Annotated in this window: 22 protein-coding genes and 1 pseudogene; all 23 read left to right on the forward strand. The window is 37.2% G+C overall.

What is annotated here, in order from left to right; translation table 11 throughout:
- Positions 1-61: 61 nt before the first annotated feature.
- Complete coding sequence (locus tag MHH92_RS11715) at positions 62-1,159, forward strand: Gfo/Idh/MocA family protein (RefSeq protein ID WP_145318639.1); 1,098 nt, start codon at positions 62-64, stop codon at positions 1,157-1,159.
- A gap of 333 nt (positions 1,160-1,492) precedes the next feature.
- Positions 1,493-1,918 carry an NUDIX hydrolase gene (locus MHH92_RS11720; protein WP_145318621.1) on the forward strand — a complete coding sequence of 142 codons (426 nt, stop codon included), beginning with the start codon at positions 1,493-1,495 and terminating at the stop codon, positions 1,916-1,918.
- 247 nt (positions 1,919-2,165) lie between these two features.
- Positions 2,166-3,020, forward strand: coding sequence for a Cthe_2314 family HEPN domain-containing protein (locus MHH92_RS11725; protein ID WP_340903814.1), 855 nt, complete (start codon positions 2,166-2,168; stop codon positions 3,018-3,020).
- A gap of 153 nt (positions 3,021-3,173) precedes the next feature.
- Positions 3,174-3,671, forward strand: a complete 498-nt coding sequence (locus tag MHH92_RS11730; RefSeq protein WP_340903815.1) for a DUF6933 domain-containing protein — start codon at positions 3,174-3,176, stop codon at positions 3,669-3,671.
- A gap of 170 nt (positions 3,672-3,841) precedes the next feature.
- Positions 3,842-4,633: a GNAT family N-acetyltransferase gene (locus MHH92_RS11735; RefSeq protein WP_083684238.1), complete on the forward strand. Its 792-nt coding sequence runs from the start codon at positions 3,842-3,844 to the stop codon at positions 4,631-4,633.
- Between the two features lie 173 nt (positions 4,634-4,806).
- Positions 4,807-5,526: a ferritin-like domain-containing protein gene (locus tag MHH92_RS11740; RefSeq protein WP_076249764.1), complete on the forward strand. Its 720-nt coding sequence runs from the start codon at positions 4,807-4,809 to the stop codon at positions 5,524-5,526.
- Positions 5,527-5,765: 239 nt separating this feature from the next.
- Positions 5,766-6,425: an HAD hydrolase-like protein gene (locus tag MHH92_RS11745; protein WP_340903818.1), complete on the forward strand. Its 660-nt coding sequence runs from the start codon at positions 5,766-5,768 to the stop codon at positions 6,423-6,425.
- 399 nt (positions 6,426-6,824) lie between these two features.
- Positions 6,825-7,265, forward strand: a complete 441-nt coding sequence (locus MHH92_RS11750; protein WP_340903819.1) for a hypothetical protein — start codon at positions 6,825-6,827, stop codon at positions 7,263-7,265.
- 615 nt (positions 7,266-7,880) lie between these two features.
- Positions 7,881-8,258 carry a hypothetical protein gene (locus MHH92_RS11755; protein ID WP_338708527.1) on the forward strand — a complete coding sequence of 126 codons (378 nt, stop codon included), beginning with the start codon at positions 7,881-7,883 and terminating at the stop codon, positions 8,256-8,258.
- A gap of 288 nt (positions 8,259-8,546) precedes the next feature.
- Complete coding sequence (locus MHH92_RS11760; RefSeq protein ID WP_156946107.1) at positions 8,547-8,693, forward strand: hypothetical protein; 147 nt, start codon at positions 8,547-8,549, stop codon at positions 8,691-8,693.
- A gap of 98 nt (positions 8,694-8,791) precedes the next feature.
- Positions 8,792-8,983: a hypothetical protein gene (locus MHH92_RS11765; RefSeq protein WP_340903823.1), complete on the forward strand. Its 192-nt coding sequence runs from the start codon at positions 8,792-8,794 to the stop codon at positions 8,981-8,983.
- Positions 8,984-9,372: 389 nt separating this feature from the next.
- Positions 9,373-9,927 (forward strand): hypothetical protein, encoded by a 555-nt coding sequence (locus MHH92_RS11770; RefSeq protein ID WP_340903824.1) that lies wholly within the window; start codon positions 9,373-9,375, stop codon positions 9,925-9,927.
- Positions 9,928-10,213: 286 nt separating this feature from the next.
- Positions 10,214-10,840 carry a Type 1 glutamine amidotransferase-like domain-containing protein gene (locus MHH92_RS11775; RefSeq protein WP_340903825.1) on the forward strand — a complete coding sequence of 209 codons (627 nt, stop codon included), beginning with the start codon at positions 10,214-10,216 and terminating at the stop codon, positions 10,838-10,840.
- Positions 10,841-11,050: 210 nt separating this feature from the next.
- Positions 11,051-11,830 carry a Cof-type HAD-IIB family hydrolase gene (locus tag MHH92_RS11780; RefSeq protein WP_340903828.1) on the forward strand — a complete coding sequence of 260 codons (780 nt, stop codon included), beginning with the start codon at positions 11,051-11,053 and terminating at the stop codon, positions 11,828-11,830.
- A 201-nt stretch (positions 11,831-12,031) separates the two neighbouring features.
- On the forward strand, positions 12,032-12,799 hold the full coding sequence (locus tag MHH92_RS11785; protein ID WP_340903829.1) for a nucleotidyltransferase domain-containing protein: 768 nt from the start codon (positions 12,032-12,034) through the stop codon (positions 12,797-12,799).
- 120 nt (positions 12,800-12,919) lie between these two features.
- Positions 12,920-13,183: pseudogene (locus MHH92_RS11790) on the forward strand (hypothetical protein).
- Between the two features lie 177 nt (positions 13,184-13,360).
- Positions 13,361-13,993 (forward strand): hypothetical protein, encoded by a 633-nt coding sequence (locus tag MHH92_RS11795; RefSeq protein ID WP_340903830.1) that lies wholly within the window; start codon positions 13,361-13,363, stop codon positions 13,991-13,993.
- A 156-nt stretch (positions 13,994-14,149) separates the two neighbouring features.
- Positions 14,150-14,755: an inositol monophosphatase family protein gene (locus MHH92_RS11800; protein WP_340029842.1), complete on the forward strand. Its 606-nt coding sequence runs from the start codon at positions 14,150-14,152 to the stop codon at positions 14,753-14,755.
- Between the two features lie 34 nt (positions 14,756-14,789).
- Positions 14,790-14,948 carry a hypothetical protein gene (locus MHH92_RS11805; RefSeq protein ID WP_340029841.1) on the forward strand — a complete coding sequence of 53 codons (159 nt, stop codon included), beginning with the start codon at positions 14,790-14,792 and terminating at the stop codon, positions 14,946-14,948.
- A 246-nt stretch (positions 14,949-15,194) separates the two neighbouring features.
- Complete coding sequence (locus tag MHH92_RS11810) at positions 15,195-15,656, forward strand: NUDIX hydrolase (protein WP_047842557.1); 462 nt, start codon at positions 15,195-15,197, stop codon at positions 15,654-15,656.
- Between the two features lie 228 nt (positions 15,657-15,884).
- Positions 15,885-16,427, forward strand: coding sequence for a GrpB family protein (locus MHH92_RS11815; RefSeq protein ID WP_340903832.1), 543 nt, complete (start codon positions 15,885-15,887; stop codon positions 16,425-16,427).
- Positions 16,428-16,973: 546 nt separating this feature from the next.
- Positions 16,974-17,231 carry a hypothetical protein gene (locus MHH92_RS11820; RefSeq protein WP_340903835.1) on the forward strand — a complete coding sequence of 86 codons (258 nt, stop codon included), beginning with the start codon at positions 16,974-16,976 and terminating at the stop codon, positions 17,229-17,231.
- 192 nt (positions 17,232-17,423) lie between these two features.
- Complete coding sequence (locus MHH92_RS11825) at positions 17,424-18,077, forward strand: lysozyme inhibitor LprI family protein (protein ID WP_340903837.1); 654 nt, start codon at positions 17,424-17,426, stop codon at positions 18,075-18,077.
- The last annotated feature ends 197 nt before the right edge of the window (positions 18,078-18,274 follow it).

Consider the following 18,274-nt stretch of genomic DNA (forward strand, 5'->3'; position numbering starts at 1 on the left):
ACGATTTGTTATGTAAGACGAGTTCATTGTAATCAACATTTTATAAAAAGGATGGGATGACATGGCTAAAGACGGGATGTTTTATGCACCAAAAAGTGTTACAAAAGAGGTCGTATGTGGTCCGGGTGAGTTCACGATTGCTGCTGTAGCGCTGGATCATGGACACATCTACGGCATGGTTGGGGGATTGTTGGAGGCTGGAGCTACTCTCAAGTGGGTATATGATCCGGACCCGGCGAAGGTAGCGGCATTTCAGAAGCAGTTCCCACAGGCTCAAGTTGCTGGATCTGAAGCAGAGGTGCTTGCAGATGATGAGGTGTTATTGGTGGCAAGTGCAGCGATCACTTCAGATCGTGCACCGCTTGGCATGAGAGTTCTGGCCGCAGGCAAGGATTATTTTACAGACAAAGCCCCATTTACCACGCTGGAGCAATTAAAGCTTGCACGAGAAGAAGTGAAGCGAACGGGCAAAAAGTACATGGTGTATTACAGTGAACGACTGCATGTAGAAAGTGCGATCTATGCGGGGCAACTCATTGAACAAGGGGCAATCGGCAAAGTAGTGCAAGTTATGGGTACAGGCCCGCATCGCCTGAATGCTGGAGGAAGACCCGACTGGTTCTTCAAGCATGAGCAGTATGGCGGTATTCTCTGTGATATCGGGAGTCACCAGATCGAACAATTCCTGACGTTTGCATCATGTACGGACGCTGAGGTAGGGTTCAGTCGTGTGCATAACTTCAATCACCCACAGTTCCCGGAACTGGAAGACTTCGGCGAAGCTTCTCTGATCGGGGACAACGGAGCGTCTGGTTACTTCCGAGTGGACTGGTTCACACCGGATGGTCTTGGCACATGGGGGGATGGGCGTACAGTTATTCTGGGAACGGACGGTTATATTGAGCTGCGGAAGTATATCGACATCGCAAGGGAACCTCAGGGGGATCAGGTGTACCTGGTCAATCATGAAGGGGAGTACCGTTACAATGTAAAAGGCAAGGTCGGCTACCCGTTCTTCGGTCAACTGATTCGCGATTGTCTGGACCGGACCGAGACAGCCATGACACAAGAACATGCATTCAAAGCGGCAGAACTCTGTCTGATTGCACAACATAAAGCGATGAGCGAGCGTGTGGTGTGGAGTAGCGGAGCGAAGTAAATGTTTTAGGTGAAGGGGAGCAAAGGTTGATCACTAAAGGTTATCCGTAATTCTTCTATTGTTGAGTGAAGAAAGAGCAGCCCAAATGTTAAACTGGATCCAAAAGGTTAGTCTTTTCTAACAAATGGAGCAGTTCGCACTGGGGCTGCTTTTTTGAGTACGTTCGTGACTTCGCAGATGGATTAATATGGGTTATATTATATGTAGTTCGGATATTGTTTGAAAAGAGAAGTATTTACGAAGTTCGTAGATATAATGTTATAGGAAATCAACGCAATATGTTAAAAATCAACTAGAACACAATATTAAATGTCTCTAAAAGGGGGATCAATAGTGCAAGGGTATAATGTGCTCATGATTTACAGCAAAGATATGGATAAATTACTTATGTGCAAGCGATCAAGGAATCCATATAAGGGTTTAAGTAATCTTGTTGGCGGTAAAATTGAACACGGAGAATCCGGCATAATGGCGGCATATAGAGAATTATTTGAAGAGACTGGCATATCTAACAAAGATATTATTCTACATCATTTAATGGACTTCAAATACTATATTCAAGAATGTTACGTGGAAGTTTATTTTGGCAAGTTAAATTATCATGTAGACGTCTACGGGGATGAAAATGAATTATACTGGTCCGATTTAAATAAGGATTTTTTCGATATGTCATTGTTTGCAGGTGAGGGTAATATTGGGCATATGATTGAACAAGTTAAGATGAGTAAGGATAAGATTCTTAAAGAAATTACTCTATAAGTTAACAAGGAATAAAAGACCTTTTGCATGTGAATCGAAGAAGGCGCTGACATCCTATAACACAAGTTTCACGCAGCGGACATTCGTCCTTGTTTGGAAGATGTGAATACAATAGAAGTAAATCACCAACACAGACTTCATCCTAAGATAAGAGCTATCTAAGGTTGAAGCCCGTCGTGAACCTTTGAACGTTAGGCGAAACTCTCGAAAGATTAAAAAACATACAAAGCCCAAGCAGGAGGTATAAATGGAAGATCAAGAAGATTTAAAAAAATATTACGAATCAATAAAAATTCATAATATTGAAATCGATGAGATGAAAAAAAAGATAGCAATGTTAAATGATTTTCCACTTTTTAAAGATGGAATAGTTCAATTTTACTCACCAACAGATGTTCAACATGCTGGATTCAATATATTTCGACGGCTGACCGATGCAAATTCTTGGATTAGTAAGGCAACAGATTTATTTAATTTTATCAGATATAGTGTAATGTCTTCATTTTCTCACTTGGATAAATGCGAGAATATATTCACCCCTTTTAGAGTAACTGAAGAATATAAACTCGTATTTTATTATACTGAGAATGCGACGTTTCGATTATTCATGGCATGGGATGTTTTAGGGCATATGTACAATCATTTCTACGAAATGGGGATTGGAATAGATAGGGTAGATTATAATAAAATTTTCAAAAAGTCTAATTGCGATTTTATGGATGAAAGACTAAATAAAGTTATTGGACATCAAGAAGCAATAAATTTCGTGAAAGAAGAATATATGTTAGTTAGAGAACACATATCTACTGAATATGAGTACACTAATGGCTTAACTAGAGGTCACCACAAATACCTAAAATCTATACGTAACATGGCGATTCACAGAGAGGATCCACATAATTTTTCAATATTAAATTCTTCGAATAGAAAGACATCACTTGTTGATGCTCCTCAGTATGAATTAATGAACATTGTAGAAGACGCGTTTAAATTATATCAATATATTTCGACGCTTATTAAGCTTTATTATTTTGAGTTCAGAGGATATGGTCTTGATTTGGGAGAACTTCAAGTAATAAGGTTTGATGAAAGTCAGGAATAAGTTAGATAATCCAGGAAGTCGAGAGCATCGCCTAACATAATATTCACGCTGCGGACATTCGTCCTGGGTCCGGCATACGCCGGACACTCGACATGCGTCGAGTCGTGAATACAGGAACGTTAGACGAAATAGACTGTGAAAGGACATATATATATGATAACAATCTCATGTACCAAGAAGCTATTTGATGCTAGTTCTTTTGTCGAAGAACCAGACAACGAATTAGAGGACGAACTCTACAAGTGGCATGCCAATGTATTTCGAATGGCTAAAAAGAATAATTTAATTATTATGAATAATAAGACAAGGTATTGCTTTATTTTGTTTGGAATAAGAAAAGAGCACTATAAAAACTTTAAAGAGATATTTCTCCATGCACTGATAGAAAATTTAAAAGCAGAAGGAATCTCTGGACTTTTAATTAACAACTATATCAGTCATGCAAACAGCATTAAGTTCATCAAAACGTATGATAGAAGCGTCATTGGATCAATGATAGACATGGTTAAAATGACTGAATTCATGATTGAAGACTATTTACCCATACAAGAAATGAACATCATCGAATTAAATAAAATGAACAACGCGACTCCCTTAGTAAAGCTAAAAAAATTTCCAAACCAATTTATGAGGGAGGCTCTTAGTATGTGAGCCTACAGTCTACTTCGTCTAACATAATATTCACGCTGCGGACATACGTCCTTGGTCCGGCATTCGCCGGACACCCAGCATATGCTGGGTCGTGAATACAGGAACGTTAGGCGAAACCACCCAGAAGTAATTGTATAATTGTATGCGGATCAAGGAAGGGGATAAATTGAATGATATTGAATTTGGAACTAGCGGATATTTTAGAAAAATCTGAAATTAATTATATGGTTGATCGAATGACTGCAATCAGAGAACGAGAAGGAAACCCTGAGGGAATTGAAATAAAACGATTCGGGGAGAGCACGGCGTTTTATAGTAAAACCATGCCATGGGGTCTTTTTAATAATGTAAAGGGAAGGATTTCTGAAGATGTCATTGAAGATATCTTAGACTTTTATAATGAGCGGGAAAGGAATTTTGAGATTCAAGTCATCCCGGGTAATATAAATCAAGAAGTCATGAAAAAACTCCATAATATAGGCTTTTATCAATCAGGATTTCATACAACGCTTTTTTGTGAACCTGGAAATCTAAATTCGTTTGATCATCATAAACTGGAAATTCGTGAACTACTTGAAGATGAGTTCGATACATATGCAGAAATTCATTGTTTAGGTACAGGATTATCTCTTGATGGGAAAGAACACGTAGCTGCAAATAACCGAGTACTGTTTTCCCGTCCTGGATGGCACTATTATTTGGGGTTGGATCAGGGCTATCCAGTTGCAGTAGCTGTAATGTATATAGAGAACAATGTTGCTTCATTAACATTTGCGACAACACTACCTGAATATCGAAATAAAGGATTTCAAACAAATTTATTACTTAGACGAATTCATGATACCTACAACAATTGTAATCTCGTTGTTAGTCAGTGCTCATTTGGCTCGCAAAGCCATCGGAATATGGAAAGAGTGGGTATGAGAATTGGATATACCCGGGCAACATGGACAAGGAATTAATTGTGAGGGGAAATTTAGGCTGGCATCGCCTAACATAATATTCAAGCAGCGGCCCTTCGGAGCCTGGTCTGCGAGGTGGATTTCGAAGAGGGATTTCAGCAGCCGACCCCTTCAGGGTTCATGAATACAGAAACGTTATCTGACATAAACCTATTACATTTTAGGAGCAAATAATGAATATCACTTTCTCGAAATGGGTGCAATATTATCGAAGAAATAATCAAAATCTCAAATATATTCATTGGGATGACAACTATAAATTAACAACTAATGAAAGAGAAATAATCATTAAGTCAATTCAACAGTTTCAATTAGGAGAAAACTCTGAAGGTAAATATCTAATTAAACGTGCACAAGAATATGTACATCAGACACAAGATCAGGATTACTATGAAGCGCTTATAGAGTTCATTAAAGAAGAACAAAGGCACGCTAGAGATCTAGGCAGATTTATGAAGGTACAGGGAATCCCACTCCTTCGTAGACATTGGGTGGACAATGTATTTAGAAGATTACGTCGATATGCGAGTTTAGAACAATCAGTCATTGTTCTATTAACTGCTGAGATCATTGCTAAGTTGTACTATAAAGCTTTGCAAAAATCTACAAAGTCAGAAGTATTAATAGATTTATGTAATCAGATTTTAAGTGATGAGGAGAAACATGTTCAGTTTCAATCTGAAACACTTCATAAATTTGCTCAAAATAGAAGCGTTCTCTTTAACAGAATAGTTTATATCCTTCGTAGAATCCTTTTTGAAGGAACGCTAATTATAGTGTGGTATCAACATAAGCCTGTATTTAAATCTGGGGGATATAAACTCAAAAGTTATTACTATGAATGCCGTCATGAGTTTAACTTAACAAAGAAGATTATAGCTAATTCACAGTAGAGGTTTACGTCAGGTAACATTATATCCAAGCTTTGGGTCCTGACGCTCCCTCGGTCAGCCCGAAGGGAATTGGCAGGGAAGTGGAATCTGGCGGACACATCCGCACCGACTAACCGCATCGCGGCCGTCTTTTGACGGAGCCTTAATTCGGTGGGACGTCGTGAATACAGAACTTTATAGGTGATCAGCGTAAAAACAGTATAACAATTCATTATTTTATTTTGAATAGGAGTGAAATCATGCTGGAAGCGGTTATTTTCGATATGGATGGTACACTATTTCAAACAAACAAAATCTTAGAGCTATCGTTAGAAGAAACATTTACTATCTTGAGGTCTCTAAATGAATGGTCGAGTGAGACTCCAACTCAAAAATATCGTGAAATAATGGGTGTTGCTCTACCAGTAGTTTGGGAAACGTTATTGCCGAACCATTCAAATGAAATCAGACGAATTGTGGACGAGATCTTCCTAGAGAAGCTAATTGCAAATATTAATAATGGCAATGGCGCCCTGTATCCGCATGTCAAAGAAATTTTTAATTACTTGAAACATGAAGGCTATTTCATTTTTATTGCAAGTAATGGACTAAACGAATACCTTAATGCCATCGTTAACTGCTACAAATTAGATAAGTGGGTGGCAGAAACTTATAGCATCCAACAAATAGGAACTCAAAATAAGGATGACTTAGTCGGTCATATTCTTAAAAAACATCACATCAGCAATGCAACTGTAGTTGGGGACAGGATTTCTGATTTCAATGCCGCAAAAAACAATGGGTTGAAGGCTATTGGTTGTCGATTTGATTTTGCCCAAGAAGGGGAGCTTGCACAAGCGGATTTTATTATTGACGACTTACTTGAATTAAAAAATATATTTAAACATCAGGGAAAATAGAATGCTTTTGTAATTATATCGAAGAAGACGCTGAAATCATATAACACCATATTTAAGCTGCGGTTACCCCTTGGTCACAATGATGTTTTTGGCAGGGGAGTTGATTCATGTGACAACTTGCTGCGCAAGTTCGTGAATACAGAACGTTATACGCAACCCCTTAAGAATGTTAAATCATGCAACCAATTAATAACAAATAATAAATATAGGTGAAAGAATACATTTACAACGTAGCAGTTGAAAACCAGGATGAACGGAATATTAGAAGGTGTACCATATAACAATAAATTTCCACATCGTTAGTTATGCTCCTTGGTCATCAAGAGGAATACCAGTGAAGCGGATTCATAATAAAGTGCAAACTAAAGAATATTTCTATTATGCGAAAGAGAGGATCGAATGAATTATCATTTTGGTTTTTCATGGAAGGGTCTGATCATCTTTTTATTGCCAATGATACCAAATATATTTTATTTTTTAATTCCTGCGTCAGATATATCAGGAAACAATGCAAATAGCTATTTGATTTTAGATGTTTTGGAGCACGGAAGTCAGGCGATATTTTTCTTTCTTCTGATATTCGTTGTAAGAAAACAAGCATCTGAAATGCGATGTCCGTATATAATTGGTATGGTAATAATGTTGATTTTTTATTATGGGCTATGGATATTGTATTTTACAGGCAACGCAAACTCGATTATTTTTTTGGGGATGGCCGTTCTCCCGGTAGTATATTTTATATTAGCTGAGATTTGGCTTCAAAATTATCTGGCTATTATACCAACAGTACTTTTTGGTATTGTGCATGTCATTAATACATATTTGTCTATTGCGAATTAAAGGGAGGACAACAATCCTCTTGCGTTCAGCATCCATTCTATATCAAGGATTAAGTCTCGAATGGTGAGGTTAGAAGTAAGCCATAGCTTAAGGCAGGGGTGTCCAACGTGAGCAGGAATCTGAATGAAGTCATCGACAAATCTCCGATCCAATGAACACGAGCCTCTTATAAGGCTAGCGTTCATTGGATGAAGTTACTACACAAACCAAAGTTGATACTGCTGAAGGCGTACGAGAGTAAATGAGGGGATCTTTCCTATGCGGAAACGGATTTGATAGGAGCAAAAGATAGAACCAAAAGATAGAACCAAAAGATAAAACACGTAAAGACATATTAAATACATAAAACACACAAGACATATAAGGATGTGGAATCGAAGAAAAAGGGGCAGCGTATAACAATGCATTTTTGCTTCGTCGCTGACGCTCCTCGGTCTTCAAGAGGGATTTCGGACACATCCAACCAGCTAAGTGGCAAAGCCACCCGGACCTCCGGTCCTTAAGCCGTTTGGACGTCAGAAATGCGCAACGTTATACGCAATACCCTAAAATTAAGAAGAAACTAAAGAACAATAAAAGAAGAAACATAATAAAACTTAATTGAAGGTGATAATTATGAAAGAATGGGACTACAGTAAGCCTTGGTTTCATGGCTCGCCATTATTTCTAAATGAATTACTAGTCGGAAGCACAATAACCCAAGATCGAGAGTTAGCAAGAATCTTTTCGCAGAAACCATCTATTGTTTCTTTTGATGAGAATGGCGCAAGATTTCATAATGGTAAGTTATGTGGATACATTTACATAATTGATGAGGAAATTATAAGTGAGGATGTATATCCACATCCAGCAACTACCATGAAACCTGGTGAAGAATGGCTCATAAAAAGAGGATTAAAAGTACGAAAGATAGATGAAACAAAAACAAGAGCGGAAGAACAACTTTCAGAGGAAGAGGAGGTAGAATTATTGGAAAAGCTAAATAACAGATAGCCCATAGCTTAGTCACAGAAGAGGGCACTGCGTATAACAATATATTCACGCCTCAGGCCATTCGGCCCTGGGTCAGGCAGGGGAATTGGGAGCAGCCGGACAACCCTGCACTAGCTAAGTCCGTCAGACCCGGCTGTAGCCCTTAAGCCAGTGAGGGTTCGTGAATACAAGAACGTTATCTGTAAGATTGAAAAATGATTAAAACTGTAAAAAGAAAAAGTATATATTATCTAATTATAGAGTTAATTCAATTGCAACGTTCTGTTGCTAGAGGGGGAAGTGATCAAGGTGCTAATTTTGATCCTGCTTATAATTATTGTTATGGGAGTAGCAATTATAGATGGGAGATTAAAAAAGAAACTTGAAAATGATAAAAGAATTATTGAAAGATTAGATGTGTTAATTAATGAAGTGAGAGATATCCGTAAAAAATAGAGAAATAATAATCACACAAGAAAATAAAGGTTTATTGTTAATTGTAAATCGCTAAAACTATCAAATTCAAATCAGATGGAAAATAGGATTAAGTGGACTTGTTTACAAAAGGCACAAACGATCTCTTTTTTTTATCAGGGATGCATTTTAACGGACAACTGATTAGTAGTAATGAAGAAAGTATAGAACTTCAATTCTTTAATCCTGATGAAATGCCTGATTTATTTAATCAGCAACATACTGATGCTTTTAATGATTTCATGACTAAAAGAGTAGAAGTATTTAGATAGAATTAGAATAAAGTCTTAGGAGTGAAGGCAGATTCGAAGACGACTGATCCATAACATAACATAACATTCACGCTACGGGCGTCAGCCCTTGGCCCGGCATCCGCCGTACACTCGACATGTGTCGAGTCGTGAATACAGGAACGTAAGGTGAAATTCAGCAGAATGCTAAAAACTTTATCAAATCGAAGGAATAGATAACAACACCTGAATGGAAATAAAAGTGATATAGATCAGTTAAGGAGATCGTTTGGTTGGTTCCAGTTCCCAAATGTCTAAACTTTTCTTCAAAGCAAGTTTTTGTATGATGCCGACCCATTTCCTCCAGGTTACCTTGTAACAATCAGAAATGGCTTCATTAAAGCACTGAAGCGAAAGGAATATATATAAACATGAACAATTCCCTCCTGAAACTTCGAAAGAAATTTATCTTGATAATAGTGATAATAGATATAATTTGGTTATTTTCATCTATTATCAATTATGATATTACTATATTCAAAAAAAGTAACGTTGTAATTCCTATCGTACTACACATCATTTTATTTCTTTGGTTGGGCTATAAAAGTAAAGGAAAAAAGCTAATTCTGTTTGTTGTTTTGGTTGTTTTTTCTTCTCTTCTTTTGATTAAGTATTCACTTGCTCCAGTATTTGATCCATACCGATACGAACATCTGCATATCCCTGGCCCTGGACATTATAGTGAAGTTATAGTTGAACATCGAGCTAATCTGCTGGATCAAGGCATTACACAGTATCGTGTCTACCAAACGAAGTTTTGGGGTTTATTCTTAACGGAGTTAACAACTAAGGAAGTTGTGATAGAAGAACCACATGACTTATATCTTTCCCAAAAAGATATTTTTGATTACTCTGCTCCAGAATGGACGAGCGGGACAGTTAGCTTTGATACCTATAAAGGAAAACTTACTCTAAAGTTCAAATGACTGAACATAAAACCCAAAATATTTATGAATTGGATTTACTTCAAGAAGGTGCTATGGAAAGGCATTAGGATAGGGATCTAAGGGCGATTTTAAATGAGAACTCAAAGAAGCGCGCCGACATCACTTAACATAATATTCATGCTGCGGACAGTCGTCCTTCGTCCGGCATTTGACGGACACTCAGCATACGCCGCGTCCTGAATACAGGGACGTTAGCAGAAACCAAGGGAATGCTTAACTAAATTATTAAGATTAGATAAATTATTATTAAAGGACGGGGATTTCAATGAGTAGCTTGTTACTAACCTCTTGTGGTTTTTATACTGAAGATATTAAAAATCAATTTCTGGATTTTATTGATGGAGATATTTCTCAATTAAAAGTCTCAATTATTACAACAGCATCCCCTAGAAAAGAAACTAATAGATATGCACTAAGAGCGATGCAAGAGTTTAAGGACATGGGATTTCAGCATATCAATTTTGTAGATATTGAATTTGATGACCCGCAAATTCTCTTACATAGAGATGTTATATATATCAATGGTGGAAATCCATTTACATTACTGTATTACGCTAAGAAAAGTGGTGCTGATGAAATTATCAAAACACTGGCGGCACAGAATGTAATTATAGTTGGAGTAAGTGCAGGAACGTTATTACTGGGGCCGAATATTAACATTGTCGATTTATTTACTCCACAGATGAACACAATGAATTTAACGGATTTTAAGGCATTAGGTGTAACTGACAAGCTTATTTTTCCTCACTATGATCGAGAGGACATATTTAAAGATAGTACTAATAAAACAATTGAAGAGAGAATAGTAGAATTTGAATGCAATGAGAAATGTAAGGTGACAAGGCTTAAAGATGAAGAATATATCTCAATCTTAATGAACCAAGCACATTGAATCGAAGAAGCCCCTGAAATCTTGCTCACACCGGATTCACGCTGGGGCTACGCCCCTTGGTCTGCCAGTGGGGTTCGAGGAAGTAGTATCCAGCAGACAACTCCTGTGAGGATAAGTCTTCGACCCAGTCGCTCCTTTAAGTCTCTCGGGTTCGTGAATACAACAACGGTAGATAAAATAACGAAGAAGTTTATATCGGGAGTTGATTCATTGAAGTATTCAACGGTAGTTCTTGACTTGGACGGAACATTATTAAATTCAAAAAAAGAAGTATCTAAAAGAAACGTAGATGCGGTCTTATCCTGTTATCAGAAAGGAATGAGAATAATATTTGCAACAGCTCGACCGCCCAGGGCGGTTAATTGGTTGCTTCCACAAGGATTAGTAGATATCGGGGCTTTTGTATATTACAACGGAGCTCAAGTGATATGTAAGGAAACCAAGATAGAAATTAATGAATCAATCCCTGCTCATGTAACTACAGAAATTCTTGATTACTGTTTGAAGTGTGACTCTCAAATTGAGCTGACTATGGAAGTGAAGGATGAGTGGTTTAGTTTAAGAGAGCTTGATTATATGAGCTCAATGAACACACAATCAAACCCCATAGTAAAACCCTTAAAAGAATTAAAGCAATATGATGCTACGAAGATACTTCTGACTGGCAATAATCACAATTCTGGATTGTTTGAAAAATTCGAGGGTAGAGTGAATATACTAATTACGGATAATAATAAATTAGTACAAATCATGCCTCTTCTGGCATCTAAGGAAATGGCAATTACTAAACTCTGTGAATTATATAATGTAGAATTGGATTCCGTTATTGTATTTGGTGATGATCATAATGATGTAGGCCTCTTTAAGATGGCGGGATATTCTATTGCTATGGGAAATGCGATTAGGGAATTGAAGGAAATCGCTGATGAAATAACCGTTAATAATGATGAAAACGGTGTTGCTGTAAGTCTAGAAAGATTTTGTGGGTAACTCAAGGTTACTTTATCTAACAGTACATTCATACACCGTCGCACTTGCTCCTCGGTCGCCAAGAAGGATATCGGAGAAGTTGATTAAGGCGACACATTCAATCAGCTAAGTCTATTAACTCGTTCCCTACGGTAAGCTGCTTGAACGTCAGGAATACAACAACGTTAGCTGAAAGAAGTTCTTATTTTAGGAGGAGTCTATATGATATTAGAAAAAGTTATAAATAAAATTACCATACAAAGTGAATATAAGGATTTGGTTGATAAGTATGTGGATCATATTCTTAACGAATTCAAAGATAAGATTCATAGCATTTATATGTGTGGCTCGATTCCAAAAGGAACAGCTAAACCTTTTAAGTCCGATGCAGACTTTACTATTGTATGTGCAAATCCCGAAGATATTGATTACGAAAGATTGTCAATGATTAAAGACAGGCTTTTGGAAGAATATCCATTCGTCACTAAGATGGATACGATCATTTGCTCAATTGATGATGTATTAAGTAGACCGAATGATTGGGGTTTTTGGATTAAGATCATTTGTGTTTGCATACATGGGGAGGACATTGGTGAAAAAGTACCTCCGATCATAATTTCTCCAGAATTCATTGTAGACTTAAATACAGATACCAAGGAGGAAGTGGATCGTGTACATCGTTCACTTTCTAATGTTAATGATCATTCAATGAAAACTAGATATATTAAAGGTTACTCTAAGAGATTAATTCGTGCATTATACTCTTTGGTTTTAGAAGATACAGGGGTATGGGAAGATGAAATCATTAAGATGAAGAATGCCATATTAAACTATTGCGATATTGACTCCGCTTTAGTTGAGTATCTGTATGCTTGTTACTTGGATAGCGATGTATCTGCTGAAGAGTTTCTGGAAATCGCAGATGAAGTATATAGCTATTTTGAGAACGCTTTAAATACAATGGCTGCTTCCAGAAATTCATTTGGCTAACAATATATTAACGATCTTAATCACCTTGAGAAGCGAGTGACCACATCCAGCCCCAAATCCCGTCGGGACATCGCCAATACAAAACGTTATCTGAAACTGGCAAGATTGAAAGGAGAAAACATGATACTTGGGTTATATGAAGCACATTTACCAGTGAGTAACTTACATCAATCAATCGAATTTTATTCTAAATTAGGATTAGAGCTGGCCTGGAGAGATGAAGATACAGCTTTCTTCTGGATTGAAAAAGATAAGAGTTGAGATGATCCAGATGGAAATAGTTTAGAATTAATGTGTTTTGTAAGTATCCCTGAAAACTTAAAGAATATATCAAATAAATTATCAATCGAAGAATGGGAAGATCTTTTGAAAGCTAAAAACTAAAGAATGTATTGGGGTATTTAAAAGAAGTATCAGCATCAGATAACATAATATTCACGCTGCGGCTCCTATGGAGCCTTGGTCTTGTAGATGGAAGCGCTTCAGCAGACACATTGAACTACGTTGGACGATGAATATAGAAACGTTAAGCGACATAATTGCTAGTGGAAGGAGATTTAAATGCATATTAGAGGAATAATTCTTGAAGGATACTCAAATGCCGGGAAGACTTCAGTATTAAAAGCAATTAAACGTTATCAATCACAAGAAGAATCCTCAGAACGGAGCGTAGTTATTCTTGGAGAACATTATTCTCAAATTTTGAATAATAAACATGGAGAATATGTAAGTCTAACCCGAGAAGGACACATTGAGTTACTTAAAGAGCGGGTTGAAATGCTAAAGAAACTTAACGAATGGGCAATTCAACTTGGTCCTGCATCTAGAGGATCTAGGGGACTATTTTATGTTCTGGAAAGGTTTCACTTAAATCATAGAGCTGCATTTGTAGATTCGGATTTGGATGAGATAAATAAAATAGAAGAACAGCTTGAGTCTTTAGGTGCCAGGTGTATTCTGCTTACAATCTCGTCCGAAGTCGTAGAAGAAAGAATTAAAAGTAGACAACCAGAAGAATGGATCTATAAAACAGAAGAAGAAGTAAGATCGTCGGTAAGTGAATTATTAAAAATCCAAAATGTATTAAGACATCAAGCTCAAATCTCAAGAGTGCCAACAATAGATATCAATACAGATGGTAAGGATTGGGATCAGTATGTAAGGGTAATCATGGAGGGCAACGACATCGCCTAACCAGATGTTCAAGCATCGTCGCTACTGCTCCTTGGTCGGATAGAAGCTATAAGCAGAAGAATGTATTTAGCCAGACGTATCAGGCATTCCCCGGTCGTCGTGAACACAAAATGTTAGATGAAATCAGTTAAAATCAATATCAATATGAGGTGCGTAATGGATCGTAAGATTATTCAAACCGCAAAAGAGATTGCAATAAGAATTATTCGCAAAGCAGGTTTAATCTCTAAAGAGAAGTTTGATAACTTTGTTGAACTGAGGTCTAAAGATGAATTTGGGGATGTGGTTACTGAAGTAGATCATATCTGTGAAGAAATCATCATCAAACAAATACAAGACGTATTTCCAAATCATCAGATACACAGTGAAGAGGCAGGGCTTATCGGAACTAAGCACGATTGGTTATGGTTAATTGATCCTTTAGACGGAACTAATAATTTTGCGATTGGTTTACCTGTTTTTACGATATCAATTACCTTAATGTACAAAAGAGAGCCTGTGCTTGGAGTGGTCTATGAACCTCTAACAGAACGTTTATTTGTATCTGTTATTGGTGAAGGGACAAGCTGCAATAATCGACAAATACAAATTAAGAGTAACCCGAATATTTTCAAAGGAAATATAGGTTGGATTCAAGGTCACAGAGTACAAAACGACCCACAAGCAGTAAAACTAAGACAATACATTGATAATAGATTTAAACGAATGTTAAGATTGTGGGCTCCAACGCTTCAATGGTGTATGTTGGCCAGAAGATATTGATGGAATTGTTCTGTACAATTCTGAAGGTGATGACTTGTATTCAGGTATCTTAATGGTTAAGGAAGCAGGGGGGCTTGTTATAGATTTTGAAGGAAATAAGTTTAATGGAATGAAAGAAGAACCTTATTTAATTGCATGTCACCCAGACCACAAAGAAGAACTATTGCAAATTGTAAGAGAAGGATTGAGCTAACACCTAGAAGCAACTGACTTCAGCTAACATTATATCCACGTTTGGGAGCCTGACAGTTCCTCTGTCCACGAGAAGCAATCGGCAGGGAAGAGAATCAGCGGACACATCCGCCCTGACTAACCGTTTCATGGCCGGACTATTGAGGGTCCTTAAGTCGGTTGGACGTCGTGGATACAGGAACTTTATACGACAAACTCTAATTATATTTATGTGGGCTAATTGCATAGAAGCAGGGAGGACATATTAATGATTAGAACAGTTTCACTTTGTGTTATCCGAAGAGGGGATGAACTACTGTTAGAAGAGTTTTTTGATGAGGCTGTAGGCATAACTTATTATCGACCTATAGGGGGAACCGTTGAATATGGAGAAAGTAGTAAAATCACCGTAATTCGTGAAGTCAAAGAAGAAATTGATGCAGATATTTCAGAACCTATCTTGATTGGTGTAATTGAGAATATATTCAACTATCGGGATCAAATTGGACACGAAAATGATTTTATTTATGAGGCTGAACTTATGAATAGATCACTTTACGATTTGGAAGAAATAGATGGAATAGAAGGAAGTAAACCCTATAAAGCAGTATGGAAACCACTTCATTATTTTAAGGGGAACTTGACAGTAAAACTGGTACCAGATGGGTTACTAGAGTTGCTTCAAGACGGAACAGATGGAAGATATATTAAACACTTAAGTAAACGATAGCTTGAGGGATTTGAAGAAGATGGGGCTTATAACAACGTATTCACTCTGCGTGCTAACACCTTAGGCCCGGCCGAAGTTATGGCAGGGAAGTGAAAACAGCCTGACAACCCTGTGAGCATAAGTCTGGCGACCCGTTCGCTTCGGTCACTTAAGACTCTCGGGTTCGTAGATACAGTAATGTTATCTGAAATATTCGTAAATACTTTATTTTTGGGGGGCATCTCAAGGATGAGTAAAAAAACAATAATTATTGAAAATTACAACAATGAATGGCCTGAAATGTTTTCTGATTTAAAATCCATCATAGAACAAAGACTCGGGGATCTAGTACTTAGAATTGAGCACGTTGGTAGTACCGCAGCACCTGGACTAGCGGCAAAACCTATTATAGATATTGATGTAGTAATTGATTCTATGGACTTGCTTCCAGATGTAATTCAAGGATTAGAAAGTTTAGGTTACTATCATGAAGGGAATTTGGGTGTGGAGAACAGAGAAGCTTTCGCAAGAAAAGATGCAAATGTTCCTTATAGTATAGTAAAAATACAGAAACCTGAACATCATTTATATGTTTGTAATAAAGAGAGCAAAGAGTTATTAAGACATATATCGTTCAGAGATGCATTAATTAGCAATCCCGAATTTGTAGTCGAATATGCCAATCTAAAGAAAGAACTTGCTATTAAATATGGAGAAAATCGTCAGTCTTATACGGATGGGAAGACCGAATTTGTAAATAAAGTACTTAATGAATATGGAAAGAATCTGTAGGTTGCTCAATGGAACTAAGACATCCGATAGCAAATTATTCACGCTGTGGGGTTAACGCCCCTTGGTCTGCCAGAGATATTTCGAGGAAGTCGTATCAGACAGACAACTCCTATGATGCTAGATCTTCGACCCAATCGCTGGTGCTCTTTAAGCTCTCGGGTTTGTGAATAAAACAACGTTTTCGAAAATCTCACAAAGGATATGAAAACGTGAATACTAAAGATTTTATAAAGCTAATTAGGGTGTATTTTGTTCCAAAACTACATGAGGTTGGGTTTATGGGAACCGATCATCATTTTGTTAAGAAAACTGATAATCACTTTATTTACACTCTGGTGATTTAGGCATATAAATCCGGTGGATCTTGTGTTATGGAGATGGGGGTGTATCTAGATTTTCTCCCTAATTCTATTGGTGAATTTAAGTCTTCAAATGAAATCACGACCTATGATTGTGAATTCAGAAAACGTCTTAATAAAAAAGCAAATTGGCTGAAGAGATTTTTTACTATGGAGCGTGAAAGATGGTTTCAATACGGAGTTATTTTTGGATCAAGGAATGAGTTATTTTTCTCAATTTAATGATCCTAGGATGATTACATCAATTTCATTGGCCGAGATAATAGCTAGATCTAAGAAGATTGAAGATTTTGGAGCTCCACTTGATTTAAGGCTGGTTTTGTTAATTGCAAGAACACATAAATTTCAAGGTAATAATAGGAATGCGAAAGAATATGCTCAATGGGGACTAAATAATATTGGGAAAGCAACAGGACTCATTAAGGACTTTGAGGGCATAAGTTGAGGGAGTTTCTAACATTATATCCGTGCTTCGGCGCCTAAAAGCTCCTCGGTCTGCAAGAAGCAATCGGCAGGGAAGAGAATCAGCGGACACATCCGTACGACTAGCCGCATCGCGGCCGCTCCAATTGGTCGCTTAAGTTGGTGGGAGGGTCGTGGATACAGGAACATTATGCGCCATTAAAGGAGATAATTTATGAAAGGTAAGATACTCTTATTAGTTTTTATTACAATAGTGTTTTCATCTTGCCAAAATAGTAGTCAATCGACTACCTTGAACAGCGAAACTAAATCAAAAATGAATTCTGAACTGCCTCCTGATGAAGTGAGTACAGGTAATGGAACAGAACCGAAAGAAATAACTGAAGGTCGATCAGATGCTTCTAACAATGAAGTGTTATCCATGAGCATTGGGAACTATGAATTGAAAGGAGAATTTTATGATGAAATGCTTCGAAATCCTATAGATCATGATTATGAAGTGGAATTTAATGAGGCTCAAAATTCAAAAGAGATTATTACAACAATGGAATGGGGGGCGTTGGAAAGCAAATATACAGAGATTTGGGATAAAGAGTTGAATCAAATATATAAAAAGCTTCGTTCTAAGTTGGATAGAGAACCAAGAGAAGCACTAATCGAATCTCAGAAAGAATGGTTACAGTATCACTTAAAGGAAACAAAATTTGTAGAGAAGACATTTATTAATAATGGTTACCTTGGATCAAAAGGATCGGTAAGCCTAGGCACGGTTATACGGGAGAGAATTAGGGAAAGAACAATGCAATTATTTGAATATCGATATTTGTTAGATGGTGAAGTTGAGTTTTTATACCAAAGTAAAAAATAGAGTTGGAATCTGGATCAAAGGTTTTTAGGTGATGCTTCGAAGCAGTAACGGCACATAACAATGTATTCAAGCTGTAGGGATACCACCCTTCGGTTGTAAGATGTATAATCATGGAAGAACTCTCAGAAAACACGACTCAGCCTAAGATAAGAGCTATCTAAGGCTGGGTATTTTCGTGAACGTGCAGGACGTTATAC

Origin of the sequence: Paenibacillus sp. FSL M7-1414, from assembly GCF_038003195.1 — a bacterium.
Classification (GTDB): Bacteria; Bacillota; Bacilli; order Paenibacillales; family Paenibacillaceae; genus Paenibacillus; species Paenibacillus amylolyticus.

Bases quoted from the DNA above. Each gene is read 5' to 3' on its own strand.
- MHH92_RS11715 (WP_145318639.1), top strand. From the start codon at position 62: ATGGCTAAAGACGGGATGTTTTATGCACCAAAAAGTGTTACAAAAGAG.
- MHH92_RS11725 (WP_340903814.1), top strand. From the start codon at position 2,166: ATGGAAGATCAAGAAGATTTAAAAAAATATTACGAATCAATAAAAATT.
- MHH92_RS11730 (WP_340903815.1), top strand. From the start codon at position 3,174: ATGATAACAATCTCATGTACCAAGAAGCTATTTGATGCTAGTTCTTTT.
- MHH92_RS11735 (WP_083684238.1), top strand. From the start codon at position 3,842: ATGATATTGAATTTGGAACTAGCGGATATTTTAGAAAAATCTGAAATT.
- MHH92_RS11740 (WP_076249764.1), top strand. From the start codon at position 4,807: ATGAATATCACTTTCTCGAAATGGGTGCAATATTATCGAAGAAATAAT.
- MHH92_RS11745 (WP_340903818.1), top strand. From the start codon at position 5,766: ATGCTGGAAGCGGTTATTTTCGATATGGATGGTACACTATTTCAAACA.
- MHH92_RS11750 (WP_340903819.1), top strand. From the start codon at position 6,825: ATGAATTATCATTTTGGTTTTTCATGGAAGGGTCTGATCATCTTTTTA.
- MHH92_RS11755 (WP_338708527.1), top strand. From the start codon at position 7,881: ATGAAAGAATGGGACTACAGTAAGCCTTGGTTTCATGGCTCGCCATTA.
- MHH92_RS11770 (WP_340903824.1), top strand. From the start codon at position 9,373: ATGAACAATTCCCTCCTGAAACTTCGAAAGAAATTTATCTTGATAATA.
- MHH92_RS11775 (WP_340903825.1), top strand. From the start codon at position 10,214: ATGAGTAGCTTGTTACTAACCTCTTGTGGTTTTTATACTGAAGATATT.
- MHH92_RS11785 (WP_340903829.1), top strand. From the start codon at position 12,032: ATGATATTAGAAAAAGTTATAAATAAAATTACCATACAAAGTGAATAT.
- MHH92_RS11795 (WP_340903830.1), top strand. From the start codon at position 13,361: ATGCATATTAGAGGAATAATTCTTGAAGGATACTCAAATGCCGGGAAG.
- MHH92_RS11800 (WP_340029842.1), top strand. From the start codon at position 14,150: ATGGATCGTAAGATTATTCAAACCGCAAAAGAGATTGCAATAAGAATT.
- MHH92_RS11810 (WP_047842557.1), top strand. From the start codon at position 15,195: ATGATTAGAACAGTTTCACTTTGTGTTATCCGAAGAGGGGATGAACTA.
- MHH92_RS11815 (WP_340903832.1), top strand. From the start codon at position 15,885: ATGAGTAAAAAAACAATAATTATTGAAAATTACAACAATGAATGGCCT.
- MHH92_RS11825 (WP_340903837.1), top strand. From the start codon at position 17,424: ATGAAAGGTAAGATACTCTTATTAGTTTTTATTACAATAGTGTTTTCA.